General features: G+C 56.2%; 9 protein-coding genes. 1 reads left to right on the top strand and 8 read right to left on the bottom strand.

The genetic code is table 11. The annotated features are described in order from the left end of the window. Positions 1 to 24: 24 nt before the first annotated feature. Positions 25 to 1,743, bottom strand: coding sequence for a ShlB/FhaC/HecB family hemolysin secretion/activation protein (locus HKK57_RS10145; protein ID WP_169390112.1), 1,719 nt, complete (start codon positions 1,741 to 1,743; stop codon positions 25 to 27). Between the two features lie 745 nt (positions 1,744 to 2,488). Here HKK57_RS10145 and HKK57_RS10140 point away from each other — a divergent pair. Beyond that, positions 2,489 to 2,758 (top strand): hypothetical protein, encoded by a 270-nt coding sequence (locus HKK57_RS10140; protein WP_178121979.1) that lies wholly within the window; start codon positions 2,489 to 2,491, stop codon positions 2,756 to 2,758. Positions 2,759 to 3,100: 342 nt separating this feature from the next. Here the strand turns inward: HKK57_RS10140 and HKK57_RS10135 are convergent, their stop codons facing one another. The 7 genes from HKK57_RS10135 to HKK57_RS10100 all read right to left on the bottom strand — a co-directional run bounded on the left by HKK57_RS10135 (position 3,101) and on the right by HKK57_RS10100 (position 16,611). Then, complete coding sequence (locus HKK57_RS10135; protein WP_053255812.1) at positions 3,101 to 3,406, bottom strand: hypothetical protein; 306 nt, start codon at positions 3,404 to 3,406, stop codon at positions 3,101 to 3,103. A gap of 112 nt (positions 3,407 to 3,518) precedes the next feature. Next, positions 3,519 to 4,214 (bottom strand): transposase, encoded by a 696-nt coding sequence (locus tag HKK57_RS10130; RefSeq protein WP_169390111.1) that lies wholly within the window; start codon positions 4,212 to 4,214, stop codon positions 3,519 to 3,521. Between the two features lie 203 nt (positions 4,215 to 4,417). Then, positions 4,418 to 4,774, bottom strand: a complete 357-nt coding sequence (locus HKK57_RS10125) for a hypothetical protein (protein ID WP_169390110.1) — start codon at positions 4,772 to 4,774, stop codon at positions 4,418 to 4,420. Between the two features lie 363 nt (positions 4,775 to 5,137). Next, positions 5,138 to 5,533: a DUF6911 family protein gene (locus HKK57_RS10115; protein WP_069665395.1), complete on the bottom strand. Its 396-nt coding sequence runs from the start codon at positions 5,531 to 5,533 to the stop codon at positions 5,138 to 5,140. 2 nt (positions 5,534 to 5,535) lie between these two features. Then, a complete protein-coding gene (locus HKK57_RS27285) occupies positions 5,536 to 5,958 on the bottom strand; it encodes a cytidine deaminase-like fold-containing protein (RefSeq protein ID WP_133714088.1) in 423 nt (140 codons plus the stop codon). Then, entirely contained in the window at positions 5,955 to 6,251 is a 297-nt protein-coding gene (locus tag HKK57_RS10105; RefSeq protein WP_237150398.1) for a hypothetical protein, read from the bottom strand. Before HKK57_RS10105 ends, HKK57_RS27285 begins: the two co-directional genes overlap by 4 nt. A gap of 1 nt (position 6,252) precedes the next feature. Continuing rightward, positions 6,253 to 16,611: a two-partner secretion domain-containing protein gene (locus HKK57_RS10100; RefSeq protein WP_169390109.1), complete on the bottom strand. Its 10,359-nt coding sequence runs from the start codon at positions 16,609 to 16,611 to the stop codon at positions 6,253 to 6,255. Positions 16,612 to 16,627 lie beyond the last annotated feature (16 nt).

Raw genomic sequence — 16,627 nt, 5'->3', positions numbered from 1 at the left:
TTCTCGATGCGGCTAGGCGTTGAATTACAGGTAGAAATCCATCCGGAAGTAGATCGGCGCTTCGCGCTCGCTCATCACTGCCGGACGTTCCAAAGAGTGGGCAAAGGTCACGCTGGTGCTGACGTTTTTGCCACGGGCGAACAGCTCCACGGAGTTGCTGGAAACCCGGCCGTGGACGATGTCGTTGTAGCGGTCATTGCGGATCACGCCCTGGTCATAACCCAGGCTCACACCGTATTCGCCGAAGGCCGGGCGCAACCAATCCACCAGCACCGGCCGCGACCAGCGCAGGTCGTTGCGCCAGTAGCCGCCGCTGTCACCATTGAGTTGCTGGTCCTTGAAGCCGCGCACCGAAGACGAGCCACCGAGGCTCATGCGCTGTGGGCTGAACAGCATGTCTTCACTGCGTTGGCCGGTCGCCAGGCTGGTAAAGCTGAACGACTCGCCCCACAGCGTGAACGGCTGCAGGTAGCTGACGGTGGCGGTGTATTTGCGGTAGCGCGAATTGGGTTGGCGACTGCCGAATTCGCCACGTTCGTCCTGGGACTGGGTATCGAGCAGGCCAATGCCGTTCTGCATGCCCAGATCCATGTTGACGAAGGCACTGCCGACCCGCCGACCGTGGTTGATGCCGACCTGCATCTCGCTCAAGCGCGTGCTGCTGTCCAGGCGAGTGCTGAGCACGTAGTTGTTGGTACGCAAGTGGGACAGGCCGACGTTGACCGAGGTCTTGCTCACGTCATCGCGATGCACCACGCGTTCGGCGCGCAGTTGGTGGTTCTGGCTGTCGCCCGATTGCTTGAAGCTGAACGTGTCGGCCTGGCCCAGCGCGCGGTAGTCGCTCTCGCTGTAGGTGTAGCTGAAGTTCCACCAGCCCCACGGCACGTTGTAATAGAGCATGCCGTTCTTTGAAGTCTTCTGGTGATCGCTGATCGCGTCATGCCCACCGCGCAACACCAACTGGTCGGCCAGGCCCAGGGGGCTGTCCCACTCAAGGCCGGCGCCCCACTGCTGCTCGCCGGTACTTTTCTGCCCGTCGTTATTACGCGACAGGCTGGCGCGCCAGGGCTTTTGCGGGTTGTTTTTCACCAGCACCGAACTGCCGCCGATGGCATCGCCGGGGGCCAGTTCCATTTGTGCCTGGTTGGAGGGCAAACGGTTGAGCTGATCGATGGCCTGTTCGATTTCCCGCAGGTTGAGCAAGTCGCCGTTTTTACCCGGAAAAGCCATGGCCAACTCGCGTGCCGACAACGTGCTGTCGTCGGCGCCCTTCAAACCTTCGAGCTTGCCTTCCACCACCAACACTTGCAGATGCCCTTTGGACAAGTCCTGCTGCGGCAAGTAGGCACGGCTGGTGACCATGCCCTTGTCGATGTAGTGATCGGTGACGGCCTTGAGCAGTTGATTGAGCTGGGCCACGCCCAGGCACTTGTCTATATAGGGCTTGATCAAACGCTCACGCTCGGTGGCGGACAGGTTGTCGGCGCCCTTGAGCTCGATGGTCTTGATCGGGAAGCAACGGCTATCCACCGGAGCGGTGGGCGTTGCGGGTTTGACTTCTTTGCCGGGCAATTCCTTGAGGTCTTCGAGGCGCCGGCGCTGCTCTTCAAGCAGGCGGTTCTGCCGCTCGCGGATCAGGTCCTGATCACCTGGCGAAGTCGCAGCCACCGCGCTGTTAGACGCGCAGAGGGCGAACAGGGCAATACACAGTGAATACCGAATCCGTGGCAATAACGAAGGCATGTTCGATCCATCGAATAACAAGGGGCGGCAAACTAACATCGAACTTCCACCCAGCCAAAATGTTCGGCTAGTTGAAGCCAAAAATTAAATCACCTGTAAGCTGCTGATAAATAACGATAAAAACTATCAGCAACAATTAAATGCTTGTATTCGGAATTTTTATTCCGACAAGCGGTATCAGTTTTGATACAGCTTTCGGCGCAACTTGAAAGTTGCCATTAGTTAGCCATCAATGTTGTGCCGAGATGGTTTAGTAGCCAAAGAGGCGGAAAAGTTCGCGGTTATTTTGTGAATTGGATCCCATTTCTGACGATAGGTACCGCAACCCCCCCACCCTGTGGGAGCTGGCTTGCCAGCGATGGCGGCCGCGAGACCGCCGCAGAGTGTCAGATACCCAACGTCATCGTTGACGTCCATCGACGGCAAGCCGGTGTCCGCAGAGAGGTTGGGTCGCGTTCTGAAATGGATCGGTGTCTTGCACCGTTTCAAGGAGGGGGCTTATAGTCCGGCGGTCGTCCACATGGCGATTCGGGTTTGGCGACCTGATAGTAGAGAATGCGCAAGCTAATGGCTTTTTGCAGCCATTTGCGCACCCGCAAAGTCGTGCTATGGCGGCTGTGCGCGGGAGACCTTAGGGTCTGCCGGTTTTCTCTACTACCGGTTCGCCAACCTGCGCACAGCTGCCACCCATTCGTTTGGCGACGTTTGAGTGATGGTCAGACCACTTAAAGTAGAGAGCCAAAACATGAACCGATACATACCCCTCACCGGCCACGACTGCGCAATCCCGGCCCTACTGATCGACACCCAGGCACCGCTCGACGTCCTCCACGACGCTGCCGCACACCGCATTCAAGCCGTGACCCAACTGCTGGAAAACATCGCCTTTAGGGAGGAAATCAGCAGTGACACCGTCACCCTTCACGACTTTGCACATCTGTTAGCCATTCCGTTACGTGATGGCTGTGATTTGATGGATGTAATTACGCGTAGATTGAGTTCGTCGACTTCATAAACAAAGTGGGCGGTTCATTGCCGCCCAATCTGATTGGGCTTAGAGCCATCAGATACAAGAAATAAAAACCAAATTATTAAAGAGCGAAGTTACACAAGCCACAAAACAATCACCTCACTCAAAACCAACCCCAGAAAAATCGTAATCATACTCCGCCACCCTCGAAGCAAAAATAAATCCGTCCCCTTTTCTCACGTATCTCTGAACCGCAGGTAATGAAACAAAATTTTGACCGCTAATAGCAGGATCACCTTGTAATGCTTTTTGAATGATCTCTGGCGTTACATCTGCCCCTTTAGAAACCAAAGGCCCCTGCACTGTCGCTTTTGCACCAAGTAAAAATTACTCTTTTCGACGATAAACGACCCTCTCAGCTTCCGACAAGCTAGGTAGGTCTTCGTTGCCGACCAAAATTTCCGACTTGCATTTTAAATTTGAGTCTTGATAAGCAGTATATTGACATATGATATCTTCAACCTCATCAATATCATCCTCTATATTTTCTTCAAGATAAAATCTAATTAACCAAACATCATCTTCACAAGACAATACCACCATCCTGAAATTTGGAGTAACTGCCCCCAGCATTGCTTGAACAAGCATTAAGACTTGGAAATTCCAAGTTTTCAATTCGGCTTCTGCATTCATTTCTGAGTCCAATTAGGGTTAGCAGGGACAATACTTGGGCTTTCTGTACCTTTGATGATAAAGACATTAGTTTAAGTGAAAAGGGGACAGTGAAAAGGGGACAGATTTATTTTTATCTATCGCGCCGTGGCCTACCTTGCCCTCGAGAGGCGATTCGGATTCCTGCGATACGCTCGACCTCATCGGTGAAGCGAGTAGTTCCAGTAAGTTGCCCGCGCTGTAGAGCCAGACGTATCGTTTTCAACTCATCGTTTGAAACCGCCTGATTTACGAAGCTCTTGTAACTTTCATGCCGATCCTGCTTTGTATCACCCAGTACATCAAAGCAATCATCAACATCTAACCAATCGTTATCAGGAGAACAGCCGACGCGAGCGTTATAACTTGACCATGGGTAGTCTGCCGCACTCGCCACCATATCGGCACGAACAGGATTCAGCTCGATATATCGACAGCACGCCAGAAGATATCTTTCGGACTGCACCACGCTCGACTTATAGCGACCCTCCCACAAAGTACCTGTCCGCCCTTCTACCCGGTTCCTATAGCGAGTAGCTCGTGCTGCAAGCGCCTTCATAAGCTGCCCCAAACCAGCAACCGACTCGCTTGGTGCGACTAACAAATGAATATGATTGGTCATTAAACAATAGGCATATACTTTTACGCCAAATGCCTCCTTCAGTTCCCGAAGATTCCCTACATAGCGTTGGTAATCTTCTGGCGCGGCAAATACAACCTGACGATTGTGACCACGTTGAACAATATGGTGCGGATAGTTTGGTAGAACAACACGTCCCATCCTAGGCATAATGAACCTCCTTCCTTAAGAGCTTATAGCCTAGCAAAGGGATAAAAATAAATCCGTCCCCTTTTACTCGTCCCCTTTTACTCCTTTTTACAACATCTGATCCAACTCCGCGATCCTTGCCAGTGTAATTTTTCCAGTCTGGATGATAAGGATTAGCCTTCATTTCATCCGAAACTTTGGTTATTGCTCCCCCTTTTGCACCATTAAATCACTAACACTGGAGACACACCGAACTTTGTCGTCAGAACATAAGATTCCAAACCATTTGAATCTGGAACAATCACCAAAGACCCTACACTTCCAAAATCAAGCGCTAATACTTCCCCCACCTCAAGGCAAGCGCTCTCAACTTTATGATTCAAAAAATCAAAAAACAGTAAGCCCGTAGCAACCTCCTCACCGTGCCCCCATCGCTCGCCGCCGTTACTATTGCTTTTAAAAGGGCACTGAATTAACACGGTTACTCCATTTCCGAAAATCAGAACCTGCGAACCTACACCAATAGTCACACCTGTCAGCACTGCTGACCTTAACTCCGCCAAATCTGATTCATTAATCATATTGTCCTCTTAACGCTTAGGCGGCACGGTGTTGGGTGGCAGTGGTACATGCGTATCTCCCCTTGCACCAGTTCCACCCGTGGCCGGGTTTATAGGTTGCCCATTTTTCACGGATATCCAGTAGCCATTTTCCAAACCGGGAACAGGCGTAGAGCCTGAAGGCATCAACCGAATATATGTGCTACCTGGAGCACTTGGGTCGGAACCAGGTGGATAATAGATTGTACTACCTTGCGTTTTACCTGGACGACTCACCCAGCCCGGAGGAATAACTGGCCCCTGAGGAGGATTCGATAGAGGTTGCAATTTTGGAGGGATTTTGGGGCCCACACTGATGGAGCCTGCCTCTTTTGCACCAAAGGATTAAGCCATTAGGTTAAAAGAAACCTGACCCCCTTCAAAAAACCGCCTAAAAATATCAACCACAATTTCAAAATCCGTACAAACTCCTGAGGCATCTACAGCATCCCCAAGGATACAAACTGTCTGCCCTGAATTTTCGCCTCCTATGTAAGACCGAACAATGTAATCCTCGCCATTGTCCTCCCCTAAAGTCATCGCATACTTTCCATCATCTGCAATAACTTGCAAACTCAACAGCTCAAACCCATTAAAATTCACAGCCTCTAATGTAACAGAGCCAGACGTCCCGCATACTTCTCTTAGACGAAGTTCAATATCACTCCAAAGAGGTTCTTTAGCTCTACCCCCCTGACATTCAGATCCAAACCCGACAATCCATGATAGAGAAAATTTCATTACTAATTCCTCTCTCTCAGAGCCCGCATTCCAGGCTGCCAATATAGAGTTTTACCAGTTGCAACCTCTTTGACCTCAAGAGAAGTAAGTCCAGATTTCTCCGCCATTGCCGCAATATCTCCTCGACAGTACCCACACACTGCTTTACCAGAGACGGTAAGCTCCATGCTTGCCCCCATAGTTTTACCAGCAGTATATGCCTGCTGAATCACACCTATTTCTGCGTGAGCGTCGGCCATGTTTCCATTTGGCAGGACTTTCCCAGATGCGTCAGCCTTAGCGGTTACCCGATCAGATATCAAGGTTGGTTGACTCGCATTAGCTTCTGAAGCTGGACGTGCAGTCTGATTAAAATCGGTGAATGTTTTTCCGCCAATCTTTCCCTCTGCGGTTACAACTGGAGATACACCTTTTGACCCAACTATTCGCGCCTAATATAAACCGGAACCACACTATCACCAGAAAAATCTATCCAGGCTTCACCCACAGCAACACCATATGTTATTGATACTGACTCAACCCCCATAACTAATGAGTCAAACTCAGTAATCACATCATCGATTTCCTCTCTATCCTCAGCCAAATCCTCCACCAAGAAAAACCTAACATCCACCCCTTGAGAAAAATCAATCAGTACGGCTCTGAAATTTGGGGAAATCGCCCCCAACAAAGCCTGCATCAATGCAATAATTATTTTATTCCTAACTATTAAATTCATATCAATCCACCAGCTTGGGGGTAGGACTAGTAGGGACAACACTTGGACTTTTCGTTCCCTTAATAATGAAAACGTTCGTTGGCTGACTGTTTATCCCCGCACCAATATTTACGTTAGTTCCAGTGACCCCATCAACTCGAACGATAGGAAACCCTTGAGCATTCTTACCTAGAACAACCGCATTACCAGAACGATATGCGTCCAGAACCTTCTGCGCATCAGAGATATCGTTCAAATACCCCCCTTTACCTCGCTCCGCCAACTGAGGTGTTCCCTCTAGATGTCTTAGCTGCTTCTGGCGACTAATTTGAGCGGAAACCTCTGGAAAGTCTTTAGGCGTAAGTATTCCTTTTGCACCTTGTAAATACTTTATCGCCTTTTCCAGCTGCGCCAACCCTGCCGGATCGGTATCCCCCGGCAACCGAGGCCTAGACTCGACTCTACCACCACCGGCCCCACCACCGCTTATCAAGGCTAGCCGGTCCATCGAAGGACCCCAGTCTGCAATCTGTTTTGCCAAATGTTCTGCAGCCGCTACAGATCGGTCCACCAACTCAGTTTTGTAACTCTCACAAACCTGTGTTTGGCATTGCATTGCCATCAGGTCATCCAACGCGACAATAATTCCAGGCAGCTTGTCTTTAGCGAGGAGAGAACTGGTGATGCCCATCGCGTACTCGGTTTTGTACAGACTTTCCTCGTTAAACCGCTCGTTGTCCCATTTGTTCTTCTGACATGCTTCATCGGTACCGCAGCTCTTCATCCCGGAAGCAAACGCCTTAATGTCCGACTGCTCCAGATAGTTGTAAACGGTACCTTGCTGCGCAACCCACCCAGCAACCTCTTGGTCCTTACTGCTGCCACCAACTCCTGCTGCGACCGTCACCCCAATCAACTGTGAGGTCAACGCCAATACGCGCTCATGAGCCTCCCCCGGAAACATCTCCGCCCCAAAAGTCTGTATCAACGCTTTATTCGCGCCGGCTGCAATAGCACCAGAGGCAAAATCCCCCCCTGCCGCTTCTGCGATCAGCCCTCCGACAATCGCATGCACCGCCACTTTAGTGGAAAGACCAGAACCACTGAGCTCGGTACCCACACGTTCGTAAATCATTCCGGAGAGAATACTGGCGGTCAGATCAATAGCTGCTTGACCGATATTTTTAGTAAAACTACCACCATTCGCGACAGTTCGCAGCGCCGAATTGACCGCCAACTGCCTGCCAAGGTCAGATGTGGTGAGTTCACCGGTGACTCCGGCGAACTTCGCGATAGCACCGCTGGCCCCTGCGATTGCATAGCCTTTCAGGCTTTCACTAGACGTCATGTCCTTGGCGATAGCACCTAAGTTTCCTTTGTTATTGATCGTGCTTGTCGCACCTTTTATTGCGACAGCGGTATACACCGAGTTCGCGGCGAGCCCCGTCGTGGATGTGGAAGCAGCCCCGACAAGCCCCGCACCGGCCCCCCAAGTGAAGTAAGTGACAATGATGGCGATGACCAATGCCGCACCACCACCCAAACTTGAGTTGTTGTATTTAAAGCTATCGTGGACCTCTTGGACCCTGCGCCAATCCACATCCCCGCGCTTCTCGGCCTCTTTCAACCAAGCCAGTTGCGGGTCGGCTTTTACCATCACATCAATTGTCTGGCTTACGGTGTGCTGGTCGATCTGCTTGATATCAATCTTCAAACCGTCGACGGCTTTAATCACGATGCTACCTTCCGCAATCATCTGCGTTTGGCGCAACGTCTCGTCGGTGTTGCCTTTGCCTTTGGAGCTCGTCCAAACCAGGCTGTTTTTGCTCTTCTCATGACTCTCCTGCCGCAAATCCTTAACCGCCTCAAACGTCACCGCCCCGCCGCTGACAATCGCAATATCCCCGCCACTGTCGAGCTTCGCCGCTTGATACAACTGATCCCCGCCGCTCTCCAGCGTCAGGTCACCCCCGGTCTTGATCTCGCTGCCGATGTTTTTCACATCGGTCACTTCATCGCGCTGGGTCTTCTTGCTGCCCCAGTTGCCCTTCTTGTTCATGTCATACAGCGAGTAATTGCTGTCTTGTGCCGCCAGCAGGTTCAGCTCGTTATCGGCATGTACATAGGCTTCGTTGCCCGCGCTGATTTTGCTGGCGACCAGGGTCAGGTCGGTGCCGGCGATGGCGATCAGATCGCCGCCCGCCTTTAGCTCGGCGCTTTGCTGGGTGACGGTGTCCAGTTGCTTGGTGGTTTTGGTACCGCCTTTTTTGCCTTTGGAATAGTCATGTTCCTCGTTGGCCGCCGCTGCCAGGGTCAGGCTTTCGCCGGCCTTGGCGCTGAGGTTTTTCTCGGCGCTGACGCTGCTGCCGATGACAGCCATGTCGCGACGGGCATCGAGGGTCAGGTTGCCGCCGACTTCGACGCTGGAGGCGTGTTGCAGGATGGTTTTCTCGGTGCTGCTGACGCGTCGGCGCTGGAACGCCGCGTCATCTTGTTCGGCCTGGCTGGCGATGATGACGTCGCGCCCGGCCGCAAGATTCGCGTCGCCACCGGCCTTGATGGTGCTACCGCCGCTGTATAGGTCGCGCCCGGCGCTGATTTTTACGGTGTCGGTGGCTTCGAAACGGGAACCCGAGCTGACCACGTCGTTACGCAGTTGGTAGCCCTGGCCTTCATTGCGGAAGGTGGTCACCGTGCGCTCGTTGATAACGTCGCCAGTGACGGCGGTGGCGCTGATATCGCGCCCGTTGATCACCCCGCCCCGGGTGTTGCGGATCGAGTCGGTGGCGAGCATCTCGAGGCGGTTGCCGGCTTGCATCAGGCCGCTGTTGTCGATGTTGCCGGCGACCATGTTCAGGTTGTTGGTGGCGCGTAAGGTCCCGCTGTTACGCAGGTCGCCGCCGGTGATCAGGCTCACGTCCTGGCCCTGGATCAAGGCGCCGTTGGGTGCCAGGCGGTTGTTGGCCTGGGCCAGGTAGAGCACTGGGGTCAGGACTTTCTGGCCGTTGACCTGGGCCTCTTCCATCCACACGATGTCGTGGGTCAGCGCCGCCACTTGTTCGGCGGTGAGGGCCACGCCCAGTTGCAGGTTGAGCGAGTCGCGATAGCCAATGGCGTTGTCCATCAGGTAGCGGAACAACGCGTCGTCGCTGGCGATACCGTCGATGTAGCGTTGGCCGGTCCGGGCCACCACGGCTTCGCGGATCAGGCGTTGCTCGTACAGGCCGTCACCCAGGCGTTTCCAGCTGTCATCGGGGTTGTAACCGAGTTTCGCCAGCAGGTAGTCGGAGCTCATGAACTGCTTGAGGTCGGTGAGGGCCGGGTTGGTCTCGATCAGGTATTTGTGGCTGTTATCCACCGGGGTGACAGGCGGCAGCCCTCGCACGCGGTTGATCGACAGTGCGCCGGTATCCAGTGCCAGTGGGCCCTGGCCGTTGACTGCACCACTGAGTGGCTGGCCGTCGAGGTTGAAACCGCGTTCTTGCACGGCGGTGTAGTCGAGGGTTTGCTCTCGATCCTTGGCGGTAATCTGGCGGCCGCCGACGCTGAAGTCCGCAACGCTCGTCGAAGCGCTGGAAGCTCCATCAGTCTTGGCTTGCTGGCCACTGAGGCGGAACAAACCGTTCTGCCCGGTGGGCAGGCTGAAGCCGGGCAAGGTCACGGGGTTGACCTGGCGCTGGGCCAGGTCCGGCGGCAATTGCGCGGTGACTGCCGGTTTTACGGTCGAGGCGAATACATCCGAATTGGTGTTGCGATTGGCTGCTGGAGTGTCAATGTTCGTGGCGTTCGGACGGATGACGCTGTTGTTGATTTCCTGGGTGGCGTTGACCGTGACCGCGCCAGCCGCCTGGATCACAGCTTGGGCAATTACGCTGCCGGAAGTGGGTACCGTGTAGCTGGAGAATTTGAAAAAGTTGCCAATCCCGCTCATCAGCTTGTCCATGGTCATTTCACCAGGACGGTAATCGGTGGAGCTGGGGTCGTTGTAGAGGTTCAACTGGTTTCTGCGGCTGATAAACGTATTGTATTGGCCGCGATCCCGGGTATAGAACTCGGAGTTGTAGTGGATCTCTTCGCCACCCGCCGCGCCTGTATTGTTCAACACATCGGTATTGATCAGGATGCTTTTGGCGGCCGAGACCGAGCTGTAGAGGTTGTCGAAGGTCTGGCTACCCACGGTCAGGTCGCCACCGGCGTTGATAAACGCCGAGGCCGAACTGCCGCTGACTACGTCGTCATAACGCTCGACGGCGCTGAAGTGAACTTCACAGCCCTTGCCGTCACAGAAGTCATCAAAGTAAGTATTAAGGTTGCCCGACACCAGCTTCTTTTCAGTACTGAACTGGTAGCGAAGGTTGCTCAAGGTATCCGCCAGCAAACGCATGCTCTCGTCGCTTTCCAGCGTGCCGGAGATGTTCTCGATCAGCGCGCTGCGCCCGCTAGCGTCATCGCGGGCGATGTCCAGGCCACCTAGGCTGTATACGTCGCCAAAGCGGTTGCTGAAGTCATTGACCCGTAGGGTCATGTCGTTACCGCTGAACAGCAGGCCCTTGTCGTTGAGCAGATGGGTAGCGTTCAAGCGGACCTTTTCAGAGCCACCCAAGGTGCCGTAGTTGTTCAAGGTGGTGGCGTTGACCGTCAGGTCGCCGATGGAGGTCAGGCGCCCTTGATTGTTCAGCACGGTGCTGTTGATTTGGGTGAGCGCACCGCCGGCAATCCGACCATTTTCACCCAGGTCCATACGTGCGCTAGTGAGGGTCATATCACCCAGGCTGCTGACGCGGCCATTGCCGCTGTAGCCGCCGCTGAGCGTCAGGTTAAGGCTGCCGTCACTGGCCAGCAGGCCTTCGTTGGTCCAGGTGTCGCCGGTGCCGGTCAGGCTTTGCGAGCCCAGCAACTGGCCGCTGGCGGTCTGGGTGAACTGGCCGATGTCGAGGTTCAGACGCCCGGCCTGGATCACGCTGCTGTTGGTCCAGCTTACGGCCTTGATGTCCAACTGGCCGTTGGTGACGAAGCTACCGCCAGCGCGGGTGACTTGGTCGGAGGTCAGGTCGAATGTTCCGCTGCCGCTATGGACGATGCGCCCACCGTTGTTGTTCAGATCGCCGGCTTGCAGCGTGAGTTGTTGATTGGCACTTTCCAGCGCACCGAAGCGGTTGTCGAACAAGCCGGAGGTGCGGATATCGGTGGTGCCAACGCGGCCCATGGCCCGCAGGTTGCCGCCCACGTTATTGATGGTTTGCGCGGCGAGGCGCAGGGTCTCATCGCTTTCGATCAGGCCAAAACCGTTGCTCAGGGTGCCCGTGAGGCCGAAGTCGATGCTCCGCGCACCGACTTTACCGCCGTTGCCAACAGCTGTGCCCTGGTTATCAAAGTCCTTGGCCGTAACCTTGAGCAGGGTATCGGCATACACACCGCCGCCCCGGTTGTTCAAGGTGGTGGTGACAATCTTGCTCTCACCGCCCAGGGCCGACAGGTGCCCCAGTTGGTTGAGCAGCCCGCCCTTGGCTTCGATTTCCAGGGATTGCGCCTGTGTGATACCGCCGCCGTTGTCGAACAGGCCCGTCACCAGCTTGATCCAGCCCTGGCTGCTATTGAGGACGCCACCCGTGGTATTGGCCACGCTGGCCGTTTCCAGGTCCAAGTTACCGCTGAGGCTATCGACGCGCCCGCCCTGGTTGTTCAGGGCCCCGCTGAGCCGTAGCAGGTTGTCGGCCTGGCTTTGTAGCGTGCCTTGCTGGTTATTGAGCGTGCGTGCAGCCAGATCGAGCTTGCCTTTCTGGCTGAAGATCAGGCCGTCTTGCTGGTTTTGGACGTCACCGGCCAACAGCTTGATGACCAGGTCTTTCTGGCTGGCCAGGGTGCCTTTGTCGCGGTTATTCAGGTCGCCGTTGGCGAGGGTCAGGTCGAGCCGGTCCTGGCTGACCAGTTGGCCGCCACGGTTATCCAGGCTCGCAGCGTTGAGCAGCAGCGCCGCACCACTGGCCAGACGCGCCTTGTTGGCGTTGATCAGTGCCCCGCTGAGGGTGCCTTCAAGGGCGCCCTGGCTGATCAGTTGCCCGGCGCTGTTGTCCAGACGCTGGCCGATCAGCTTGAGGGTGTTGGCATTGATCTGGCCGCCACGGTTGAGTATTTCAGTGTTGGCGTTGTTGAACTCCAGGGTTTTGCCCGCCGAGATCAACCCTGTGTTGCTGTTGTCGAGCCGCCCCGCCACATTGAGCGTGACATCGCCCTGGCCCGAGATAACGCCTTGATCGTTGTTGAGGCTCGCTGCATTGAGCGTTTGTTTGCCCTGGCTAACCAAAGCGCCTGAGCCGTGGTTATCCAGAGCACTTGTGAGGCTGGTATGCAGGGTGCCGCTCTTGCTCGACAACGTGCCTTCTGCGCTGTTGTCCAGGCTACCGCCAACAACCGCCAGGCCATTCCAGCCCGAGATCAAACCTTTATTGGCGTTGACCACTTCATCAGCTTCAAGGCGCAATTGATCGGCGCTGAGAATGACCCCGCGATCACCGTTATCAATGCGCTTGGCCTTTACAGTGAACGCCGTCTGGCTGGAAATTTCGCCCTGTTCACGGTTACTCAGTTCGCCCAGTCGAGCGAAGGTCAGCGGCCCTTTGGCGCTGATCAAACCGGCGCGGTTGTCCAGGTTGCCACCTTGCAGATCGAGGGTCACAGCGCGCTCGCCGATCAACCGGCCTTGGCGCTGGATCAACTGCTGCACGATGAGTTTCAAATCGCCCTTGGCCGAGATTTCGCCGCCCTGGCTTGAGTCGACCTTTTGCCCGGTCAGGGTCAAGTCACCTTGGCTATTGATCAGCCCGGTACTGTTGTCGAGGTCGGTGGTGGTCAGGTTCAGCGCTTGCTGGCTGCCGATCACGCCATCGCGGTTATCCACATCGGTAGCGGTGACCGTCAGGCTGGCGTCGCTGACAATGTGTCCGCCCTGGTGGTTGTTCAGCGCGCCCGTGGTGAGCACCTGTTGTGTACCGGCCGAGAAGCGACCCTTGTCGCTGTTGTTGAGCGATCCTGAGGTGGTAGTGAGCGTGGAGGCCGCAGTGACCAACCCCTGGTTGCGGTTGTCCAGCAGGCCCGTGACGTTCAGGTCCAAGGTGCCACGGCTGGCGAGCGCACCCGCCGCCTGGTTATTTAAGCTATCGGCGTCAACCCGCAAGCCGTTTTGCGCCGACACGACGCCTTCGGCGCTGTTATCCAGAGCGCGGGCGATGCGTACCTGCAGGCTGTCGCGACTGATGATTTTGCCGCCACGGTTATCCAGCGTGGCCGCCGCCATGAGGAAGGACTGCGTGCTGGAAATCTCGCCACCCTGGCGGTTATCTACAGCCCCAAGGTTGCGTAGCAGCAACTGGCCTGGCGTCGCAATCAGGCCTTGCTCACGGTTGTTCAACAACCCGTTCTTTACGTCCAGGTCGATAGCGGCCTGGCTGACCAGTTCGCCGCGACCTTGTTGGTCCAGCCCGGTGACAGTGGCTTTGATCGACGATTTGGCAAAGATCGAACCTTGCTGGCTGTTATCCAGTTGCCCGGCATCAAGGGTGATGCCCGCGTCGCTGCTGATGCTGCCACGCTGACTGTTGTTGAGGTCAGCGCTACGCAGGTCAACATGCTGCTTGCCGCTGATCACACCGCCCTGGCTGTTATTTAAGTCAGTGCTGAGCACTGTGACGCGGCCATCTGCGAGCAACTTGCCCGCCTGGTTATTCAACACCCCCTCAGTGGTGACTGACAGCGCCTTGGCCGCAGACAAAATACCGCCCTGGCTGTTATCCAGTGCACCAGCCTTGACCGTTAGCTCGCCCTCACTAAGCAGTGTGCCCTGGCCGTGGTTGAGCAAATCGCCGGTTAACCGGATGTTGAGGTTTTTCTGGCTGCTCAGACGCCCACCCTGGCTGTTATCCAGTTGACCGCCGTTCACTACCAGGCCTTCGCGCCCAGCCAACAGGCCTTTGCTCTGATTGATCAGGCGTTGCACCGTGAGATTCAGGCCGTTGTCACCGATCACTTTGCCAGCGCTGTTGTTTAACTGGTCGGCCACCACCAGTACCTTGGCCTGGCTGGAGATTTCGCCCTGCTGGTTGAGGATCTCTTGGCTGCGCACTTCCACGCCGCCAGTGGCCGCGACGAGACCGCCATTGCGGTTGTCCAGCGTAGTGCCGCTGAGGCTCAATGCACCGTCGCTGACCAGTTCACCGGCTTGTTGATTGAGGACACCGACTGTCGCGTGCAGATCGCCCGTGGCGCTGATACGGCCACCCGCGTTTTCAAGCTGAGCGGCGTTGAGAGTCAACTGACCCGCACTGCTCAACTTGCCACCGCTGCTGTTGTTCAGGCTCGTCAACTCAACACGGGTATTGGCCTTGCTGCTGATGACGCCCTTCTGGCTGTTGTCGAGGCTGCCACCGGTCAGGGTCAAGGCCCCGTCGGCGATCACCAGACCATCCTGGTTGACCACGCTGTCGCCGCGCAACCCCAGGGTGGTTTTACTGGATACCAGCCCGCCCTGGCTGTTGTTCAGTTGCCCAGCGGCGATCTGTTGGGCGCCCTGGCTGACCAGGTTACCTTCATTGCGGTTATCCAGCAGCCCGGTAATCGTTGCGTTCAAGCGGCCCTGGCTGACAACCGAGCCTTTATCGCGGTTATCCAGGCTGGCCGCTTGCACCGTCAGCAATGTGCTGGCGGAAAAGATCCCCAAGCGGTTGTCGATGGCGCCGCTGGCCGTCACGTTCAATTGGCTACCGAGCAATTTTCCGGAACGGTTATCCAGCGTCGCGGCGCTGAGGGTGGTTTGCGTCGCGGAGATCTCGCCTGACTGGTTGCTCACCTGTCCAGCCGTGACACTGGCCTGCCCCTGACTGGCCACCAGACCGCTGTCATTGGTCAGTTGGCCGGTGTTGAGTGCCAACTCCTTGAGGCCAATGACTCGACCCTTCCGGTTATCCAGCTTGGCCGCCACCGTAATGTCCGCGCGATTATCGCTGTGCAGCAAACCCTCGTCGCGGTTGTCCACGGCGGTGGCTGTGATGTTCAGGGTATCCGTGCCGAGCACGCGGCCAGCGCGGTTGTCCAATTGCCCGGCATTAACCAGCGTTTTCGTGCCGCTCAACGTGCCGCCCTGATTGTCCAGCGCCTGGGTAGCGCTTGCGTTGAGGTTGCGACTGGCAACCACACTGCCGGTGTTTTTCAGGTTTACCGCTGACAGGCTGACATCGCCGCTGGTATTGCGGCTTTCATCAGGGTTAACCCCCGCTTCGATGATGCCGTTGTTGAGTAATTGCCCGTTGCTGGCGAGGGTAATGCTGTCGCGGGCGGCGAGGCTTTTCTGGTTGTTCAAGCCCGTGGTGGTTTGCACATCAATACGCGTGCCGGCATACACCGCGCCCGTAGCGTCCAACTGACCGGCCTTGATGACGACCGCTTCACTGGCCTTGGCATTGGCCATGGTCAACCGACCACTGGCATCCAACTGAATATCACCACCACTGGCCGCCAGGGTGCCATCCAGCTTCACCCCCACCCCAGCCTCAGTCCCCACCAACCGAATCGCTCCCGCATACATCCCACCCAGCGCCGACGAGTCAATCGCCAGTGTTGGCTTGGCGCTGCCATCATCGGCACGCGCCGTGGCATCCAAGGTCTGCGCATTCACGTCATTGCGCCCGGCGATCACGGTCAGGTTGCGTGCATTGATCTGCGCGTTGATCTTGGCCGAGCGGGTGATGATTTCGAAGCGGTCGACGTTGTCGGCATTCAAGCCCTGGCCGTCGATGCTCACGGCGCCGCCATCGACCTGATAGCGGTCCAGGCGGCCGTTGTCGAGGATGGGTTTGCCGGTGGTCAGGGTGACGTTCGGGGTGTTGATAAAGCCGCAACCGTTACAGGTGATGCCGTAGGGGTTGGCGACGATGACTTTGGCCGACTGGCCCGCCACTTCGGTGTAGCCGCGCAACTGGCTGGGGCTGCCGCCGTTGACTTCGTTGAGGATGATATTGGCGGCGCCGCCCTTGAGGTTGGGGTTGCCGAGGATGATCCCGCCCAGTTGCGTTTCTTGTGTACGGCCCGTGGCGTTGTTGAGGATCAGGCCGTTGGCGCCGACGTTGTAGTCCTTGAATTGGTTGTGGGACAGGCCGCTGCCATTGGGGGTGGCGATGTTCACCACCGGCACGCCATTGCCTGCCGCGCCCAGCGTGGTGCCGGGGCCGCTGACTACGATGCCTTCGGCCTGGACCAGCAGCGGCTGCCAGAACAACGCGTTGGCCAGGATCAGCGCCAGGCCGCTTTTGGGCACGCCGCAGAAGGTGTCACGGTGCTTCACGGCAGCGGACGGTTGGCGGGCGAGGAAGGCAAACTGGCGGACATCCATGTCAAATTCTCAATAC

This window comes from Pseudomonas sp. ADAK21 (assembly GCF_012935735.1).
Classification (GTDB): Bacteria; Pseudomonadota; Gammaproteobacteria; order Pseudomonadales; family Pseudomonadaceae; genus Aquipseudomonas; species Aquipseudomonas proteolytica.
Note: the sequence above shows the minus strand (reverse complement) of the source record. Positions and strands in the feature narration are given on the sequence as shown.